The sequence below is a fragment of the Allocatelliglobosispora scoriae genome (assembly GCF_014204945.1).
Taxonomy (GTDB): Bacteria; Actinomycetota; Actinomycetes; order Mycobacteriales; family Micromonosporaceae; genus Allocatelliglobosispora; species Allocatelliglobosispora scoriae.
In genome coordinates, this window is sequence record NZ_JACHMN010000002.1 from 3831419 (window position 1) to 3849340 (window position 17922).

At 66.9% G+C, this 17922-nt stretch carries 17 protein-coding genes; 7 read left to right on the plus strand and 10 right to left on the minus strand.

Going from position 1 to position 17922, the window contains the following annotated elements:
* Positions 1–2: 2 nt before the first annotated feature.
* Both F4553_RS23045 and F4553_RS23050 read right to left on the minus strand, forming a co-directional pair.
* Positions 3–524: a YbaK/EbsC family protein gene (locus F4553_RS23045; RefSeq protein WP_184841092.1), complete on the minus strand. Its 522-nt coding sequence runs from the start codon at positions 522–524 to the stop codon at positions 3–5.
* 11 nt (positions 525–535) lie between these two features.
* Positions 536–1435, minus strand: a complete 900-nt coding sequence (locus F4553_RS23050; protein ID WP_184839181.1) for a type IV toxin-antitoxin system AbiEi family antitoxin — start codon at positions 1433–1435, stop codon at positions 536–538.
* A gap of 320 nt (positions 1436–1755) precedes the next feature.
* On the opposite strand from F4553_RS23050, the gene F4553_RS23055 reads away from it, so the two are divergent.
* Positions 1756–1977, plus strand: coding sequence for a winged helix-turn-helix domain-containing protein (locus tag F4553_RS23055; RefSeq protein ID WP_184839183.1), 222 nt, complete (start codon positions 1756–1758; stop codon positions 1975–1977).
* 50 nt (positions 1978–2027) lie between these two features.
* On the opposite strand, the gene F4553_RS23060 is transcribed toward F4553_RS23055, so the two are convergent.
* Complete coding sequence (locus F4553_RS23060) at positions 2028–5096, minus strand: DUF3427 domain-containing protein (RefSeq protein ID WP_221470402.1); 3069 nt, start codon at positions 5094–5096, stop codon at positions 2028–2030.
* Positions 5097–5719: 623 nt separating this feature from the next.
* Between F4553_RS23060 and F4553_RS23065 the strand changes: the two genes are divergently transcribed.
* Positions 5720–6241, plus strand: coding sequence for a hypothetical protein (locus tag F4553_RS23065; protein ID WP_184839187.1), 522 nt, complete (start codon positions 5720–5722; stop codon positions 6239–6241).
* On the opposite strand, the gene F4553_RS23070 is transcribed toward F4553_RS23065, so the two are convergent.
* The 7 genes from F4553_RS23070 to F4553_RS23095 form a co-directional block, all read right to left on the minus strand.
* Complete coding sequence (locus F4553_RS23070) at positions 6219–6680, minus strand: hypothetical protein (protein WP_246466477.1); 462 nt, start codon at positions 6678–6680, stop codon at positions 6219–6221. The two genes, F4553_RS23065 and F4553_RS23070, sit on opposite strands and share 23 nt — an antisense overlap.
* A 140-nt stretch (positions 6681–6820) precedes the next feature.
* A complete protein-coding gene (locus F4553_RS23075; RefSeq protein ID WP_246466478.1) occupies positions 6821–7960 on the minus strand; it encodes a M23 family metallopeptidase in 1140 nt (379 codons plus the stop codon).
* Positions 7957–8439, minus strand: coding sequence for a hypothetical protein (locus F4553_RS23080; RefSeq protein ID WP_184839192.1), 483 nt, complete (start codon positions 8437–8439; stop codon positions 7957–7959). The genes F4553_RS23075 and F4553_RS23080 overlap by 4 nt, the downstream gene beginning before the upstream one ends.
* Positions 8440–8489: 50 nt before the next feature.
* A complete protein-coding gene (locus F4553_RS23085) occupies positions 8490–10334 on the minus strand; it encodes a DMT family transporter (protein WP_184839194.1) in 1845 nt (614 codons plus the stop codon).
* Positions 10335–10339: 5 nt separating this feature from the next.
* The gene (locus F4553_RS23090; RefSeq protein ID WP_221470404.1) at positions 10340–13495 is read right to left on the minus strand and encodes an ATP-binding protein; all 3156 of its coding nucleotides are present in this window, start codon (positions 13493–13495) and stop codon (positions 10340–10342) included.
* Positions 13408–13770 carry a hypothetical protein gene (locus tag F4553_RS40210; protein WP_221469983.1) on the minus strand — a complete coding sequence of 121 codons (363 nt, stop codon included), beginning with the start codon at positions 13768–13770 and terminating at the stop codon, positions 13408–13410. Before F4553_RS40210 ends, F4553_RS23090 begins: the two co-directional genes overlap by 88 nt.
* Before the next feature lie 13 nt (positions 13771–13783).
* The gene (locus tag F4553_RS23095) at positions 13784–14086 is read right to left on the minus strand and encodes a hypothetical protein (protein ID WP_184839198.1); all 303 of its coding nucleotides are present in this window, start codon (positions 14084–14086) and stop codon (positions 13784–13786) included.
* A 188-nt stretch (positions 14087–14274) separates the two neighbouring features.
* On the opposite strand from F4553_RS23095, the gene folP reads away from it, so the two are divergent.
* From folP to F4553_RS23120, 5 genes are all read left to right on the plus strand, one after another.
* The gene (gene folP / locus F4553_RS23100; RefSeq protein WP_246466480.1) at positions 14275–15114 is read left to right on the plus strand and encodes a dihydropteroate synthase; all 840 of its coding nucleotides are present in this window, start codon (positions 14275–14277) and stop codon (positions 15112–15114) included.
* Positions 15111–15482, plus strand: a complete 372-nt coding sequence (gene folB, locus F4553_RS23105) for a dihydroneopterin aldolase (RefSeq protein WP_184839200.1) — start codon at positions 15111–15113, stop codon at positions 15480–15482. Before folP ends, folB begins: the two co-directional genes overlap by 4 nt.
* Positions 15479–15997, plus strand: a complete 519-nt coding sequence (gene folK, locus F4553_RS23110) for a 2-amino-4-hydroxy-6-hydroxymethyldihydropteridine diphosphokinase (RefSeq protein ID WP_184839203.1) — start codon at positions 15479–15481, stop codon at positions 15995–15997. The genes folB and folK overlap by 4 nt, the downstream gene beginning before the upstream one ends.
* Before the next feature lie 64 nt (positions 15998–16061).
* Positions 16062–16544, plus strand: coding sequence for a DUF3180 domain-containing protein (locus F4553_RS23115; protein WP_312875316.1), 483 nt, complete (start codon positions 16062–16064; stop codon positions 16542–16544).
* 98 nt (positions 16545–16642) lie between these two features.
* Complete coding sequence (locus F4553_RS23120) at positions 16643–17890, plus strand: ABC transporter permease (protein WP_184839205.1); 1248 nt, start codon at positions 16643–16645, stop codon at positions 17888–17890.
* Positions 17891–17922: the final 32 nt, after the last annotated feature.

The following is a 17922-nucleotide window of genomic DNA, read 5'->3' on the forward strand; positions in this document are numbered from 1 at the left end:
CATTATGCTGCTAGATCGGTGATGACCTCCGCGTTCGGGAGCTTCTTGAGCAGCGCGCCCTCGATGAGGATCTTGCTGCCTCGGATGCCGGAGCCGATGATGACCCACGGCGTGGCGTCCACCCTGGAATCGATCAGAATCCGCCACTCGGACGGCAGGCCGATCGGGGTGATCCCGCCATACTCCATGCCGGTGAGCTCGACGGCGTCGTCCATCGGGGCGAAGCTCGCCTTGCGGGCGTCGATCAGCCTGCGGACCGTCCCGTTGACATCGGCCCGGGTGGTGGCGAGCACGAGGCAGGCCGCGTAGGTCACCCGGTCGCCCCGCTTGCCCGCCACGATGACGCAGTTGGCGGAGACGTCGAGGCCGACCTCGTAGGCCTCGCAGAAGGCCGCGGTGTCGGCGAGGGTCGGATCGATCGGCGCGACGTAGACATCGCCGTCGAGGCCGGTGAGCGCCTTGGCGACCGGGGCCGCGAGCAGCTCGGTGGCGTCCGGTGCCGGACGCGTCTCCAGAGTCCCCATCTTCACGCCCCTCATCCTGGCACGCCGCTCTCGTCCGTCGTCGGCTTGCCCGGCCGCGTGCCTTCTCCGGGTGCGACCGTGCGCTCGTCGCTCTCCGCTGTCTCCGCTGTCGGGACCGGGCCTTCGTCGACGATCGCCGGGTGGCGGATCAGGCCGACGGTGTCGACGACCTGCGTCGCCGCGTCGTAACGACCCCGATTGGTTCGCGGGCCGAGATAGAACGGTCCGCGGCCGGGCGGGCGGCGAGCCAGCAGCCGATCGGCGACGACATCGTTGCCGCCCCGCCCGAGAAGGTAGGCGGCCCGGCTCCAGGCGCTCGCGTTGCGCCCGGCGAGGAGACGGCTTTGGGTAGCGGTGTCGACCTGCGTCGCAATTGTCGGCAACCAGACAGAAAGGCCCGCCCAGTTGTGAAAGCCGTCCGGACGGATCGATATCGATGAGATCAATCCGTCGGCGGTCTGCACCGGCAATCCACGCAGCGGATCGAACGCCTCCCTCGGCAAGGTAAGCCTGACCAGGCGAAACATGCTGAGAGCCCGGATCACGGCGGCACCCTCGTCGAGGACGATCACCTCTCGCGCCGGTGGTTTCGCGGCGAACCCGCGAAGGAAGGCCGCTGATTCAAAGCCGATGCCGACGAAGGTCTCCGATCGAACGGCGGCGAGCGCTCGCACCTCGATGAATGGGTCGCCGACGGCGATCGCCGCGCCCCGGTCGGCCGGTGCGAACTCCCAGGCACCTCTGACACGTAGGGGCAATAACCAGCCCAAACGCCGCAGTCTCCGGGCGATCTCACCCGGCTGGAGCGATATCCCGAGCTGCCGCCGACGGCGATCCAGGTCCTCGATCGTGACGATTTCCGGCCTGTCGATCTCCAGATCGCGCAGGAGCGGAGCGAGCGAACTTGGCACAGCGCGTGCTACTGACACTTGACATAACTCCAGGCAACAATATGGTCTATAAGTGTGATGTACGTCAGAGATCCGACAGGAGGGGTGACGCGCCGGTAGAGCCAGGTGAAGGGCCAGATATGGCATCCCCGTGACTCTGGTGCCCAGCCGTTATTGCAGGTCACCCGGTGTTGGAAAACCTTTACTTGCGTAATCGACGTTCTCCGTGCCTAATGTTATGATAAGAAACCGCATCAGGTCAACGCTTCAAAGTGACTACTTGCCACCCATGGTCACCTCGTGGTGCGATCAGGGGGCCAGTTCGAGGAAGGTAGAACTACATGTCGAGTCCCAAGTACCGTCAGCTCGTCGCTGACATCCGCGAGAAGATCTCCTCCGGTGAACTTGCGGCCGGAGCACAGATCCCCTCCACCGCGGAGCTCTGCTCGCAGTACAGCGTCAGCGCGACCGTGGTCAACCAGGCCGTGCTGATCCTCGACGCGGAGGGCCTCATCGAGGGCGTTCCCGGAGTCGGCCGCTTCGTGAAGAAGAAGGAAAAGTAGACCGTGATCTGAGCTGGTGGTGAGGCTCTCGACCGAGCAATGCCACCAGCTCAGCCCACCGCGGCGTAGTGGAAGACGTCTCCCGGTAGCGCCCGCTCCAGCTGCCACACGATCCGGATCGGGCGATCCCGCTCATGCGAGACATAGCTCATCGGCCCGGCGTAAAGGTAGGGCGGTGCTCCCCAACCCTCGTCGCGCTTGGACTCCCGCAGGAACAGGTGCACCGACGTGCCCCGCGCCCGCTGGTTCAGGTACCGCTCCGCGGTCGGCGTCGCAATGCCGAGGGTGCTCTGCGACTCCCACTGGAACAGCCGCTCCGTGATGGCCCGGTCGTGATAGAGCGTGGTCGGCGAGTAGTGCTGCTCGGCCTTGTCGATCGTGACGAAGAGCAGGTCAGCCTGGTGCTCAGCCACCCATCGCACACCCTCGCGCATGTTCGCCGGCTTGGCCACCCCGAAGGCGGCGAGTGCCTCGTTCTTCGAATACCGGGCGTGCACCCGTAGCGGCACCTCGGCATCGACACCGGGGGTCACCCGGTGGATCTCCTCGTGCAGCAGGCCGAGAATCGATCGGAGTTCCCCGCACCGCTCGGTGTTCTCCAGCAGCCGCGCGAGTCTCGTCTCCACCTCGGACGGTTCGCCGGTGCCGTTCCACAGCGCGGCGTCGAGCATCGCGAGCAGCCTGTGCTCCCTCGATGCCGCCGGCCGCCGCCCGTCGAGGACATCGGCGATGAACGTCAGCCGCTCGTCGTCGTCGATGTGCAGCATGCGCCCGAAGGCCCTGCCCAGCGTCTCGTCGGACGGGGAGACCTCTGCCGGGATGAGCCCCGCTGTCCGGCGCAGCGCGGTCCACCCGCCCCGGCGCCGGTAGAGGTCCTCCAGCTCCCACCCCGTCTCCCGCAGGAACAGGTCGAGTGGCACGTCACCGAGGTGACGCAGCTCCCTGGCCAGGTCGGGCCAGCTCAACCGGAGGGCCTGCTTGACGTTGTCGAGCACGATCTCGCGTACGTCCCGATCCAGGTCGATCACGCAACCGGCGGGCAGGGTGGCGAAGCCCTCGTCGACCTCCGCCACCAGCCGGGTCCGGCTCAGCCCGGTCAGCGCGCGCAGCTTGCGGTCGAACCGGAAGGACCGGTGCTGGTTGCCGATGAAGTCCAGGACGGTCAGGCAGGGTTTCTCCTCGGCGAGCCGCAGACCACGGCCGAGCTGCTGCAGGAAGACCGTGGCGCTGTCGGTCGGCCGCAGGAACAGCACGGTGTCGACCTCGGGGATGTCGACCCCCTCGTTGAACAGGTCCACCGAGAAGATCACCTTGATGTCACGCTTTCGCAGATCCCGCAGCGCCTGTGCGCGTACCTCCGAGGGGGTTGCCGACGTGACGGCGACCGAGCTGACACCCGCGGCGTTGAACCTCGCCGCCATGAACTCCGCATGTCGCACGTCGACGCAGAACCCCAGCGCCCGCATCTTCCCCAGGTCGCCGACCTTTCGCCGCAGCGCCTCCAGCACCACGCCCACCCGGCCGCCGTCGTCGGCGTAGACCTGGGAGAGCGCGGCCTGGTCGTAGCCTCGCCTCCAGGGCAAAGACCGAAGATCGACCCCATCGTGTACGCCGAAATACTGGAACGGCGCCAGCAGCCCTCGCTCGATCGCCTCCCAGAGCCGCAGCTCGACCGCGATCCTGCCGTCGAAGAACTCCTTGACGTGGTGGCCGTCAGCGCGCTCCGGCGTCGCGGTGAGCCCCAGCAGTTCCTTCGGCGCCAGCCGGTCCAGCAGCGCCCGGTAGGTCGGCGCCTCGGCATGGTGGAACTCGTCGATGATGACCATGTCGAAGTCGTCAGGCGAGAGCTGGTCCGGTGCAGCCGCACTGAGCGCCTGGATCGAGGCGAAGACATGCCGCCCATCCCGTGGCTTCGCCTCGCCCACCAGCAGCTCGCCGAACTCCTGATCCCGCATGACCAGCCGGAACGTCGCCCGGCTCTGCTGCAGGATCTCCCGGCGGTGCGCGACGAAGAGCAGCGAACCGACCTGTCCCGTCGCCGCCAGGCGCCGGTAGTCCAGCGCCGCCACAATGGTCTTCCCCGTGCCCGTCGCCATCACCACGAGATTGCGATGGCGCCCGTGCACCTGCCGCTCCGCGTCCAACCCGTCCAGGATCTCCGACTGAAACGGGTACGGCCGGACGTCGACAGCCGCGAAATCGATCTCTACGCTCGATCCGCCTCGCTCCTTCGCCAAGGCCCGGGTCAGCCGTTCACCGTCGCGGGCCGGGTCATAGGGCTCGAATGCCGCGTCGTCCCAGTAACTGTCGAAGGTCGCCGCGAACGTGTCGATGAGGTGGGGCTGCTCGGCCTCGGCGAGGCGCACGTTCCACTCGAGCCCATGGCTCAACGCCGACTTCGACAGATTCGACGAACCGACATAGGCGGTGGAAAGGTCGTTGTCCCGGTGGAACAGCCAGGCCTTCGCGTGCAGCCGGGTCATCTTCGTCTCGTAGGAGACACGGACCTGCGCACCCAGCTCGACCAGCCGATCCACAGCCATCCGATCCGTGGCGCCGATGTAGGTCGTCGTGATGACCCGGAGCCGGCCGCCGCGCTCCATGAACTCGGCCAACTGCCGTTCCAACACCCGTACGCCGTTCCACTTCACGAAGGCGCAGAGCAGGTCGACGGAGCGAGTCGAGGCGAGTTCGCGCTGCAGCTCGAAGCCGATCTGAGGCTGACCGTGGCCGTTCATCAGGAGCGCGCTCGCGTTGAGGGGCACGATCGGGCGTTCGGGGAAGTGAACGGTACCGCCGAGTTCCCGTCGAGCGGCTATCGCGAGCAGCTCACTGCTGGCGGCGACCATCGCCTCCGGCGCCACCACCTCGGGGGCGAGCTCGATCAGGAGTTCCGTCACTCTATTGACGATCTCCAGCTGCCGGCTCAGCCTCTCGTCGGGTTCACCCCGGACGCTTCGCAGAGCCTTGCGGGTGAGCGCTGCGATATGACGGGCCAGCGGCACATCGGCGTCGACCGGATCCAGGGACCTGACTTTGACGAGCTCTGTGTCGGACACGCTCTCGACCAGCTCGTCGAGGCTTCGGGTCATGAGGTGTTCGTACACGCCGGGCTTCATCGCGGTCACCCAGCGCACTCTACGGAAGGTTGACCACGGGCGTTTTGGAGAAGCGATGAGCCGCCTGCCGTAACGCGGAGGCTGGCGACGCAGCGGATGCGTGTCGATACTCATCGTTTTTTCGGCCACGATCTACGTCATCCATGCTGGCGGGAGGCAATCATGGATCGCAATCCCGTACCCATATCGACTCCCATCGACCTGGATGGACTTCGGCATTTCGCCGAAAGCTCAAGGCGGATGCAAATGTCGAGCTGCAGCCGGGTGTCGAATGAGTCCGACGCGGAGGCGCGGTCTGCTGGCTGGTCGGCTTGGCGATGTTCTAATAGCGACTGCGAGTACTGCTGGCGGCGGACGATACGGAATCGGTGGACAACGGATGCGAGTGGTCAAGATGTACGCGGCGACAGATTCCGTCCCAATACGAGACGCAGGGCGGTTAAGTGGCTTGATACTCAATTAGTCAACGATGCTAGCTGGGTAAAATTACGTGTCTGATAGATGGTTTTTATTGCTATTTGTCTATCAGCGTTTGCGTTCGTGGGCAACGTAGGTGACGAGATTGATCAGTTTTCCTGGGTGTCTAGTGTCCGCCAAGTAGTCATTAGTCGTATTCTTATAACATGGCAGATGAAGACAGGCGCAGCAGCAAAACGCGACGAATTATAGTTTTTGTGTTAGTTGCCACGGGTCTTGTTGTGCTTGGGGGTGCCGGGTTGACATTTCGGATTTATGACCAGGCCACAAAGGTCGACCGCTCCCAGCCAGAAGTGGTGGTTCGTGAGTATATTGTGGCAGTGCTAAACAGGCGTGACGATGCAAAGGCTGCAATATACTCGTGTGAAAATAGTCAAGGATTAATGTCTATTCTCGAATTGAGAAGCTCTTTAGAGTCTGACGAACGTAAGTTCAATCTCTCAACTCAGGTTTCGCTAGCGCGGCTTTCTCGCGATGGTTCAGGAAGGGTTGACGCAGACTTGGAAATCTTGCAACAAGGCAGCGGTGGCGCTACCCAAGATAGGCAGCACTGGAAATTCACGATGGTTCAGGACGATGGGTGGCGGGTTTGTGGTGCTGAACGCCTGCCTGACCCCATACCTACGCCGACTCCATCACCGTCTACTACTCAACCCACAGCTCCGTAACCTCGACAGGTCTCGTGGGCGGCAGCTTCCCGTTTGTCGCCCACCGATACCAGTCGGACTCCTTCGCGACCCGTACCTCAACGCGGTCATGCCCCGCTGAGTAGGCCTCGGTGACCGCCCGCAGCCCTCGTTCCTCGCCGTCCGGCCCGACAGCCACCACCCGACGACCGGTGAGGTGGCCGACTTCGCGAGCGTGCGCAGCGATCCGGATGGCCGGCGAGTCAAGGGAGACCAGCGTCGAGGGCGGCTCCCCGGGATGCCCGGGCCCATGGGTCGGCAGATCGCTACGCAGCGTCTCCAACCACACCCGCTCAGCGGGTATCAACGACGCGAAGACCTCCAGCCGGTCCTCTTCGGATCGGTACCACTCCGCCTCCGGCATGACCGGCACCAGGCTGTGGGATCCGCGAGTGACGAGGCTGTCGGCCCGAAGGTCCATCCGCCAACCGTGTCCCGGTAGCCCGATGATGACGCGCTCACCGCGCAGGGCCGATGGCGGAACTGATAACGCCGGCACGGGCACGATGGGCGCCGGCGCACTCCGCCATTCCGATGCCCAAGCAGCAAAGTCCGCCTCGCTCATTCCCCGGACCCTAGCGGGGCTCCGCGGGCAGCCATGAAGGAGACCGGGTTGACAGCGCCCCGGCCGGAGCGGTCGCCATCCAGGTGGGTCTCGAAGTGCAGGTGCGGCCCGCTGGAGTGTCCGGACGTTCCCACCTGTCCGATGACCTGGCCCGCCGTTACCCGATCGCCGACACGGACGAAGGGCCTGCGGACCATGTGGCAGTACCGGGTGATTATCTGATCGGCGTGGAGGATGTCGACGAACCATCCGCACCCGGGGGTCGACGGAGATCCGTCGCGGTCACAGTTGCCGACATCGCATTTGCTGACGATGACGACTCCGGCCGCTGCAGCGTGGATCTGGTCGTAGCGTGACGCACCGAGGTCGACGCCATTGTGGGTCGGTCGGGAGGAGGTCCGGAAACCGGAGACGATGCCATCCGGCACCGGAGAGGTCCAGCCGGAGGCTGCGATCTCACCCGGGTTGGCGCAGCGCAGGTCGCCGACGGAGATGGTTCCAGGGGCAAGTCCGGCACCATCCGCCAGCGTGTTCACGATCGTGGTCGCGAGGCTCTCATGCTTGGCGTACGCATCGGGAAATGCCGAGCGTTGAACGGCCTGAGCCGCCTCGGTGAGCGGTCGGGTCGCCCAGTTCGAGATGGTGACCAGCTTCTGGTAGAACTTCCGGCTCGAATACCGGGGATCCATCACCTGTTCCGGAGTTCCCCAGCCTTGGCTCGGCCGCTGCTGGAAGAGTCCGAGCGAATCGTGGTCGTTGCGGTCGCCGAGGAAGCCGTGATTGGTGAGGCTGCTCTCCTGCATAGCGGTCGCTACGGCGATGATCCAGCCCCGCGGCGGCACCTTCATCTCGTGCCCGACGGTAATGATGATCGCGGCGTTTCGAATCTGGTCCTCGCTGTAGGGACCGATCCGCGGCATCTTGCTGTTGATGTCGACGACACCTGCTTTTCCACAGGTGAATGCTGCCGATGCCGCGTTCGTTCCGCTGAGCTGGTCGAGAAACAGCGCGCTGATCCCGCCACCGCAGCAGAGCAGAGCGAGGGTTGCGGTCAGCGCGATCCACAGCCCGATCCGCGGCCTGCGGCGTTCATCCCGCATACCGGCCGGCGCGAAGTCGAGATGTCCGTCGCTCATGACCGGTCCCAGTCAACGCCGTCCACGTACCAGTGGCCGTCTGGACCGAGCAGTCGGAGCTTCAGCACTCCGGCATCGAGCGGGATGCTGACCTCGGCGTAGGTGAAGGCTCGGGGGATCAAGGTGGGCTTGCCTGTCACCTTGCTCGCGGGCACTGAGGACGGGTCGACATCCCTGAGCTGCTCCAGCAGATGCTCTGTGCAGTGCGGGCGCAAAGCTGCGAGCCAGGAGGACGCCGAGCGGGTTCCCTGCACCCAGCTTGCAGCGAATGACGCAGCGACGTCCACGGGGTTCGCTGCCCCGGGGGCGACCGAAGGTGACTGCACGGGCGGTGGGGTAGCGACGCCGTCGTCAGGCTCATGCGTCACCAGGGTCGGCAACTCGGTATATCGAGGGCCTCCCTGCACCGGCGATTGTGGCGCGGCGCCGAACACCCGGAACACACCGACGACCAACAGCACCAGGGCGAGCAGCACCACTGCGACTCCTACGCGGGAGCGCAGCAGCCCGGCCAGGGTGGCCCGCATGACTACTTCGCTTCGACGCGCGTCGCGGGCCGGCTCGGCGCCGGCTCCGGTGCGGTCTCGGTCGGTCGGTACAGAACCTGGGCCGGTGCCGCTTCAGGCAAGTCGGCGGTACGCCAACGACGCTGCTCGGGTACGCCTTCCGACCGTCCACCACCGACCTCGACGCGCATCGGCGGCGTATCGACGGCCCCACGGTTGTCTGCCTGCCCTTCCTTTCGCGCCTCCGGTCGACCAGCAGCCACAACGGCAGCCACGGCTGGCGGAGCGACCGCAGCAGCCGTAGCTGCGGCAGCGGGACGAAGAAGCGCTTTGCCCCAGCCCTGGGTGGCTGGCGCGCCGCCGAGCTGTGTGATGCGGCGATAGGGGCGGAGCAGGATCCAGCCGACGACACCGCAGAGCAGGATTAGCGTGACCTGTAGCCAACCGGGCAGGCTGGGGGTATTCATGATCAAGTCAACGGCGGAGAGGTAGACGGCGGCACCTGTGCCGAAGATGGCGATGTTGAATACCGCCGCGAGCACAGCACCAGCGAGGCGCCGTAGCCCGGCACTGGCCGGACGGAGCATCGCCACCGTACCGAGCGCCGGTGTGGCTATGACCGCCCACCGGAAGATCAGGAACCCAAGCAGCACCAGCAGCGAGGCAACGATATCGAAGAGCGCAAAGCTAAGGGCAGAGAGAATCGCGACGAAACCAGCGCCGATCCGCTCCATTCCCTTCGTCCCCTGCAGGTAGGAGTAGGCCTCCGGATCCTCAGTCTTAATCTGCTCCGCAACCCGCATCCACCGACCTTGCTTTTCGCGGACGATGCTGTCGCGAAGATTCTGCCGAGTCGTGGCGTCGGGAGTGCTTCGAAGGAGTTCCAGATCGGTCCAGCTCATCGATTTTGAGTTGTATAGGACCGGCCCGTACTTCTGCGCTGTCTCGCTGTCGGCCGAACCTAATGCCCCGCGTAGCCAATTGCGATAGAGCAGTGTATCCACGGCGGTATCCCCAGCCCGAACTGCAGGTGGGCGATTGTCAATACAGCGAGGTTCCGCTTCGTGTCCGACACATTGGGGGGGAACGGGGCTGGACGGACCTATGGCATCATGTACTACGCCGAGTGTCCCTGTAAGTACTGAGTCTGCGACGTTGGCAGAATGAACAGGCCAGGCGGCAATCGCGGTAACGGCTATCATCACGAAAATTGCCCAACCTGCGGTTGTCATGGCGCCGGACATCTCCGCCCGTCGGGAACGCCATATCAAATACAGACCCACAACTGCCAAAGTGATAACACCGAATATGGTGAAGACCTTGTCGTAGATTGCTTTTGTGGAGTTCTCGACGAGGGGGTCTGCCCACGCCCACATTTCACCCGGGTCCCATGAGCGTTCACGTAGTGCATTTGCGCCAGCCACCACGCCTGTGGCTATCATCAACTCGCCATTGGCGACCGTGTTCTCGAACTTGTAGTCCGGGTGCATAAGGGTCTGAGCGCAGCCGATATCATAGGTAGTGTAGTCATATCCAGCGTAGCCATACAGGCTGTATCGGCCACGTCCGCTACCTTGCCCAGCGTTCCACGTAGGTTCGGATGCGAACCAGCCAGCAAATCCGGAGTCGGGTGTGGCTGGTGTTGGAGCAGTCAGGCATTGTGCACGCGATGCTGCAACATCTTGTAGGCGATTTACGCACTCATCAAAATCAGAGATACCAAGATTTCGCCATTCCTCGACTGAGCAGAGGCCGTCGCCAGGTGCTGCGGTGGGCAGGCTTGAGTGGGCTGCCGCAGCGGGAGTGCCGAAGAGGGTTGCGATCGCGAGTACGAGGAGTGCCAGGACACCTGCGCGGATACGCGTCACCGGGCTCACCCCGCCTTGGTTGCTTCGGCGGAACCTGTGGGTGTCGTGTCCAGCACGTTGAGCAGCCCCTCCACGTAGGAGACGTCGACTCTTACCTTCTGCACACGACCGTCCACGTCGCGTACAACGAACTCGCGGTATCCAAGGCGCGCTGACGAGCCGCCATCGGCCTGCGACAGCGTCGCGAGCACCGCTTCATAGCCGACATCTGTCGGCACCCGGAGCAACCGGAGCGCCTCGGAAGCGATTTCACTGTCCTCGGCGATGCGCCCGACCATCACTGTCGAGACGAGGTTCTGCACATCGAGACCGAGAATGTCTTTCGGGTTCTGCGATGCGACCAGGGCCGCGAGGTTCCACTTACGCGAGTCGCGGGCGAGACGCACCAGGAAGGAGCGCCCGGAGCGCCAACCCTCCATGAAGTGGGCCTCGTCGAGACCGACGAGTTTGCGCTGGTGCATGTCGCCGGAGTAGCAGCGCCGCACGGCGAGCCGGTGTGCGGTGTGCAGCATCGGCAGGGCGAGGGCTTCCTCAGCCGACCAGTATTCGCGCTCGATCTTGAGGTCGGGCAGTCGCAGGCCGGCCATGGTGATGACGGTGAGCGCCGAGTTCGAATCGAGCAGGCCGGGTGGCGGCGAGCCGAAGAAGAGCAGCGCGAGCGGCATCTCGGCGGTGTCGAGGAGCAGGTTGGCGAGCTCCCGGCCGTCGGAGCCGGAGTCGCTGACGTTGCGGAGGCACTCGACGACGTCGTCCAGGGTGGAGGTCTCCTCGGCGGGGACCGTCCGCACCGCGTGCCGCAGCAGGGTCGCCGTGGAGGCTTCCCGGGCGACCTGCGGCGGGACGAGCATCGAGGCGATGTCCTGGACGAGCATGCGGCGTTCGGCGCGGGCGTTGGAGACGGCGATGTCGAACTCGCGGTCGCCACTCGCGTCGGCGCTGAACTCGTCGCGGGTGGGCGTCGGGATCAGCGCATAAGGCGCGAGCGTGCCCTGCTCGGATCCGGTCAGGTTGATGACGCGGGAGAAGGGGCGCAGCTCGGGCATGCTGGCGAGCCGGGCGAGCGGACCGGACGGGTCGAGCAGGGTGACCCGCACACCGCGCCGAGCGGCGAGGTAGCCGAGGGCACCGAGCAGGGTCGACTTGCCACCACCGGGCTCGGCGACGAAGACACCGAGGCCGGAGCGCTCGCGTACCTCCATGGGGAAGTGCAGGTCGAGGAAGACCGGGCGGCGTGACGTGCCGGCGGTGCGGCCGATCAGGTCGCCGCGGGTGTCGCCGACCGTCGACGCGGCCTGGGGCAGCGCGGCGGCGAGCAGCTTGACCGGCATCCGGCGCAGGTATCCCGAGTTGGCGATGGGCTCACCCGGGATGAACTCGCGGGCGAGCAGTTCCTGCTGCTTGGGGTGCTGCAGCGAGATGCGCATCTCCCGGCCGTAGGTCTGGATGACCTTGCGGGCGCGCTCCAGGCACTCCTCGCGGGTGTCGCCGCCGACCGCGATGCGGTGCCAGCCGTGCGCGCGAGCGGAGTCGACGGGCAGGCCGGTCGTCATCTCGTCGCCGATCACCAGGGCGCGCTTGGCGAGGCGCTCCAGCTCGGGCGGCGCGTCCATGCCGTGCTCCATGTAGTCGAGCTGCTGCGAGCGGATCATCCGCAGGCGCTGCTCGAGGTTCTTGAAGGAGTCGGACTGGCCGAGGATGTCGACCCGGGACGACAGCTCCATGGAGTAGGGCAGCCGCTCGTGGAAGTGCAGCCACGGCTCGTGCCGCTCCGGGATCTCCAGCGGCTCCATCCGGCCGACGGTGAGTACGGCGACGTGCCGCTCCTCGCCGGTGATCCGGTTGACGAGCTTGACGGTCGACCCGTAGGGCGTGCGGTAGCGCTCGATCTGCTCGGTGAGCGCGAGCAGGTCACCGGCCTGCCACTGGCCGTGCTGCACGGTGAGCAGCTCGGGTCCGGGCGGGTCCATGCAGAGCGCGACGGAACGGTAGAGCAGCCACTCCAGCTCGGTGGCGCTGGCTCGGCGGCCGCGCATACCGAAGGCGCCGAGGACCTCGTCGAACTGCTCGACGGCCTTGCCGAGCTTGGTCCGCTCGCCGTTGGAGGTGCCCTTGCCGAAGGCTCGCGCGAGCTTCTCGACCCAGGAGTCGCCGATCGACCGGCGGGCGAAGGTCACCCCGAGGTAGGTGCGGCCCTCCGCGTGGTTGATCTCCATGAGGTGGCGCTGCGCCGCGACGAGGTGGTCCGACCAGGAGGTCGCACCTTCGACGTTGGGCAGGGGCCGCGCAGTGAGCTGGTCCACGGTCCGCGCCCAGGCCGCGGAGGGAAAAGGCTGGGTGGTACGCCGGATGTGCAGCCGGAAGCCCGCAAGCCCCGCGTACTGCTCGGCGATGGCGTCGAGGAGCGCTTCCCGTTCGGCGTCCGGTCGGAAGGACCAGCGGACCTCGGGCACCCAGTACCACGCGGTGACGGCGTGCGGCGTGAACGTCAGGTGCCCGGCGATCTCGGTCATCGCGAGCTCGACGGACGGGTCACGATCCTTCGTCTTGGGTGCCTTCGGCGGAGGCGCCTTCTTCCCGGTGGAGCTGGGCGGCGGAGGCGGCGGGGTACGCCGGGGCGGGGCCGTCGGAGCCGATCGCCGCTGCGGAGCGGGCTCGGGCTGCCGGGGCGCCATCGCCGGTTCCTCGCCACGGCGCTGCGGCGGCTGCTGCGCCGGGCGGGTGTGCCGACCGGGAGCCTCGCGACGCGCGGCCGACGGCGGGCCGCTGACAGGCGGTGCGGCGACCGGGGGAGTGACCCTGATCGGCGGTGGCGTCGCGGCGGCGCGGGGCTGCGGCTGCGGTGCCGGAGCCGGCTGTTGTTGCGGCTGTTGTGGCGGCGCTGAGGGCACAGTCGTGCCGTCGACGACACGGGCGGCGCCGCCTCTGCGGAGGACGGCGACGGCGTTGGGGATGGGTGCGTCAGCGTCGAAGAGGTCGAGGAATGGTGACTCGATCTCGTCGGGCGAGCGGCGGGGTGGCGGAGTGGTGTTCCCCGTCATCTCCGTGATCTCCATGTCGTCAGTCGTCATCGGCTTTACCGGATGCTCTCGCGTACGTGGACCCGGCGGGCGACGAAACGAGGGTCGCGCTGCTCCTGGTCGGGTTGCCGGCTGCGCCGCCAGTCGGTCAGGGCGGTCCGGATGACCATGCGGGCCGGTCGGTCGGGGTCGACGTGGCGGAAGACGTATGACGTGGTCACCATCGCGAGCGCGATCTCCCACGCGGGGAAGACCTCGACCTTGAAGGTGAAGAGGTAGTGGATGCCCACGAAGAGCGGCACGAGGAGGGTGAAGAGCCCGTACTGCGCGTAGGGCAGCTGCACGGGCAGCGTGTATCCAGGCGGGCCCAGGTAGACGAGCCTCGCCCGGTAGATGTCGTCGTCAGTCCTCAGTCGCATGGGCGGCCGCCGACTATCCGAAGATCAGGGTGACGAGGTATTCGCCGAAGAAGAAGAGCGCACCCGCTCCGGCGATGAAGGCCAACCCGACGATCGCGATCGCCGAGCTGGTGAGGACCTTGGAGATCTCACCCTTGCTGGCCCGGCCGATGAAGATGATGCCGAGAACGGCGAGCAGGATCGGCACGATATTTTTGACGAAGAAGCCGATGACGCCGTCGGTGTTGATCCCGGGCTTGGGCGTGGGTGTCGGCGCAAACGCGATCAGCGCTGCTGTCTCCTGCCAGATGGTGTGAGCAAGCTCTGAGACGATCATTGCGTGTCCCTCCCCGATGCCGTTGACATGTGCCCTGGTAGTTGCCAGACAACAGCCTTCCAGCATCCGACCGCTATGCCGGGTAACCTGCGCCCGGGCCCGGCGTCGTGTCTCGCTTCCGGTTCAGTTATGCGAAGAGCCTACGACCCCTCAGGACCCCAAACAACCCGCCGGGTAGCGTGATCGTCATGATTTGGTCACCGCCCGTGGTGATGGCGCCGCAAATGGTGGTCGGCATCCTTAATGTCACCCCCGACTCCTTTTCGGACGGCGGCCGTTACGACTCCCTGGGCGCGGCAATCACTCACGGCTGTCAACTTCACGACGAAGGGGCAGGTCTCGTCGATGTCGGCGGTGAGTCGACCCGGCCGGGGGCCCAGCGCATCGACGCGGCGACCGAGATCCACCGAGTCGTCCCGGTTATCCGGGCTCTGACCGAGGCCGGTGTGCCAACCAGTGTGGACACGACCCGGGCCACCGTCGCCGCGGCCGCGGTCGAAGCGGGTGCCGCGGTCGTCAACGATGTCTCCGGCGGCCTCGCCGATCCCGAGATGCTGCCGGTCGTGGCGTCGCTGGGCTGTCCCTACGTGATCATGCACTGGCGGGGGCACTCGGCCGGGATGCAGGCGCTCGCGGTCTACGACGACGTGGTCCAGATGGTCCGGGACGAGCTGTCGCAGCAGGTCGACGCCGCGCTCGCGGCCGGGATCGCGCGTGAGGTGATCATTTTGGACCCGGGGCTGGGCTTCGCCAAGACCGCCGCGCACAACTGGGCACTCACCAAGCACCTCGATCGCATCGTCGACCTGGGCTTCCCCGTCCTCTTCGGTGCCAGCCGCAAGAGCTACCTGGGCGCGTTGCTCGCTGACGACCAGGGGCGGCCGAGGCCCGCCGACCAGCGCGCGGCCGCGACCGTCGCCACCAGCCTGATCGCGATCGCGGCGGGCGCCTGGGGGGTACGCGTGCACGACGTGCAGGACACCGTCGACGCACTCGCCGTGTGGCGCAGGACGCAGGAGGAACCGTGACCGACACGATCACGCTGACCGGGCTGCGTGCCTTCGGCCGGCACGGCGTCTTCGACTTCGAAAGGGAGAACGGCCAGGACTTCGTGGTCGACGCCGTTCTCTCCCTCGACCTCACGAAGGCCGCGAACAGCGACGATGTCACCGACACGGTCCACTACGGCGAGCTCGCCGACGCGCTCGTCGCGATCGTCACGGGCCCGCCGGTGAACCTGCTGGAGACCCTGGCGACGAGGCTCGTCGAAGCGTGTCTCGTCGATGAACGGGTTCAGCGGGCGATCGTCACGGTGCACAAGCCGTCGGCGCCGATCCCGCACAGCTTCACCGATGTCAGCGTGACGATGGAGCGCCGGCGCGGCGAGCAGCGATGACCCGAGTGCTGCTCGCCTTCGGGAGCAACCTGGGCGACCGTGCGGCGCACCTGCGGGCGGCGGTGGATCAGCTCGCCGACGAGCTCGTCGTGGTCAGCGGGGTCTACGAGACGCCGCCGTGGGGGGACGCCGACCAACCGTCCTATCTCAACGCGGTCGCGCTGGTGACGCATCCGACCCGGACGGTGGAGGAGTGGCTGGCCGAGGCGCAACGCATCGAGGCGAGTCGCGGTCGGGTCCGGGACGAGGCGCGGCGCTTCGGTCCGCGTACCCTCGATGTGGATCTCATCGCGGCCTGGACCGACGACGGCGCGCCGGTTGTGCGCGACTCTCCCGAGCTGACGCTGCCGCACCCGCGTGCCCACCTGCGGGCCTTCGTGCTGCGGCCGTGGCTGGAGATCCAGCCCTACGCCAGCCTGCCGGGACACGGCTGGGTCAACGATCTGGTGCTCGCCGAACCGGTCGCCTCCGACGTCATGAGCATGACGGCTCGTCGGGATGTCACGCTGGATTGAGCGCTGGCACGAGGAGTGAGCGAGCGAAGCGAGGGAGCCCCGCAGGGCGCGCTAGATTAGCGCGGTGACCCAACCTCAGCCGGTGCTCCGGCCCACCAGCCCGGCGACGCTGGTTGCAGCGGCGCTGGCCTCGGCCTCGGTCTCCTGGGTGTTGATCAGTTCCGACTACGGAAGCATGCCGATCCCGCCGTGGCTGCTGGCGGGCACCCTCTTCGTCCTGGGGCTCACCGAGATGGTGCTGGCGCGGGGAGCCGCCGCCCGCATCGCCCGCAAGCCGGGCCGGCCGCCGGTCGAGCCGCTGCAGATGGCGAGGCTCGTCGTGCTCGCCAAGGCATCGTCGGTGGTCGGTGCGCTCTTCGGCGGGTACGCGGTCGGCGTGCTGATCTACCTGCTGCTGGAGCGCAGTCGGTTGATCTATCCGGATAGAGACCTACCTGAAACGATCGCGACCGTTGTCGCCGCGATTGTGCTGGTCATCGCGGCTCTCTGGCTGGAGCATTCGTGCCGGGTGCCCAAGCGCCCCGATGATGAGGAAACCCCGACGTAGGGCTTTTGCGAATACGATTCGCCCGGTAGGTTCGCCACGCAGAGACCCCCTGGCCGTACCCCGACGGCCAGTGGCGTTCCCGACGGGAGGGCGTGGGCATGGCCTACGACGAACACACCGACCCGGCGCGTTTCCGCGGCGAACCCGGCTTCCGAGAGGAGCCTGATTTCCGCGCGTCCCCGGCCGGTCTCGGCGGTGCCGGCATCCCAGCCGCACGGCACGGTGTCTCAGCAGCGGCGCTGGACGATGTCTTCGACGATCCCGATCACGGCGATCCCGGCCGCGACCGGCTCGCGGTGCACTTCGCCTGGGAGGCGGTGCTGCTCGTGGGCATCGCCATCCTCGGCTACCTGCTCTTCAGCCAGCACCGCGCGACGGTCACGGGGGACTCGTTGCAGCGGCTGCTCGTCTTCGGCTCCGCCATCGGCCTGCTCGCGCTCGCCGGGGCCATGTCGCTGCGGACGGGGGCGGTCAACCTCGCCGTCGGCCCGGTCGCGATCGCCTCGGCACTCTTCTTCGCGCAGCACGGCAACGACGGTGTCGTTCCGACGACCCTGAAGGCCGTCGCGCTCGCCGCCGCCGTCGGCGCCGTGATCGCGGTGCTCGTCGTCGGCTTCCACGTACCCGGCTGGGCGGGCAGTCTCGTCGCCGCGCTCACCGTCATCGTCTGGATCCAGCGCCACTCCGGTCCGGTGACGGTCGCCGGTGAGTACGACCCGACCGACCGGGCCCTCTACTACGCGGGTGGCTTCGTCATCCTGTCGCTGCTCGCGGCGACCCTGGGGACCATCAAATCCGTTCGCCGAGGGGTGGGCCGGTTCCGCCCGGTCGGCGATCCGGCGCTGCGGCGGGGTACCTTCGCGGGCTTCGTCACCGCGGCGGCGCTCGTCGGCTCGACGGTGCTGGCGGCGGTGGCTGGCGTACTCCTCGCCGGGCTCTCGCCGAAGGTCGAGCCGACCCTCGGCCTGGAGTTGACCGGCATCGCGCTCGGTGTGGCGATGCTCGGCGGCGTGAGCGCCTTCGGCCGCCGGGGCGGAGTCTTCGGCACGGTGCTCGCCACCACGGCCGTCGCGCTCGTCATCTGGTTCGGCGAGGCGGCCGGCTGGAAGCTCTCGCTCTACGCCGTGGCGGCCGCGACCGTCGCGGCCGGTCTCGTGGTGACGCGGCTCGTGGAGACGTTCGGGCGGCCGATGCCCAACGTCGACGAGGAGGAGTGGACCGCCGAGGCCTCGACGAGCTGGGCGACCGAGACGACGGGGAGCTGGTCGGCGACGCTGCCGGCCCAGCAGACCGCGGCCAACCGGCCCGACCCGTGGCCCGACGACCGCTGGACAGCGGGGCGGTAGAACCACCCGCCGACGGGCGCTCTGTAAGCTCA

Coding starts and splice junctions, on each gene's coding strand:
- folP (WP_246466480.1), top strand. CDS start 14,275: ATGATTTGGTCACCGCCCGTGGTGATGGCGCCGCAAATGGTGGTCGGC.
- F4553_RS23075 (WP_246466478.1), bottom strand. CDS start 7,960: ATGAGCGACGGACATCTCGACTTCGCGCCGGCCGGTATGCGGGATGAA.
- F4553_RS23055 (WP_184839183.1), top strand. CDS start 1,756: ATGTCGAGTCCCAAGTACCGTCAGCTCGTCGCTGACATCCGCGAGAAG.
- F4553_RS23045 (WP_184841092.1), bottom strand. CDS start 524: ATGGGGACTCTGGAGACGCGTCCGGCACCGGACGCCACCGAGCTGCTC.
- F4553_RS23120 (WP_184839205.1), top strand. CDS start 16,643: ATGGCCTACGACGAACACACCGACCCGGCGCGTTTCCGCGGCGAACCC.
- F4553_RS23060 (WP_221470402.1), bottom strand. CDS start 5,096: ATGAAGCCCGGCGTGTACGAACACCTCATGACCCGAAGCCTCGACGAG.
- F4553_RS23070 (WP_246466477.1), bottom strand. CDS start 6,680: ATGGACCTTCGGGCCGACAGCCTCGTCACTCGCGGATCCCACAGCCTG.
- F4553_RS40210 (WP_221469983.1), bottom strand. CDS start 13,770: ATGCGACTGAGGACTGACGACGACATCTACCGGGCGAGGCTCGTCTAC.
- F4553_RS23065 (WP_184839187.1), top strand. CDS start 5,720: ATGGCAGATGAAGACAGGCGCAGCAGCAAAACGCGACGAATTATAGTT.
- F4553_RS23095 (WP_184839198.1), bottom strand. CDS start 14,086: ATGATCGTCTCAGAGCTTGCTCACACCATCTGGCAGGAGACAGCAGCG.
- folK (WP_184839203.1), top strand. CDS start 15,479: ATGACCCGAGTGCTGCTCGCCTTCGGGAGCAACCTGGGCGACCGTGCG.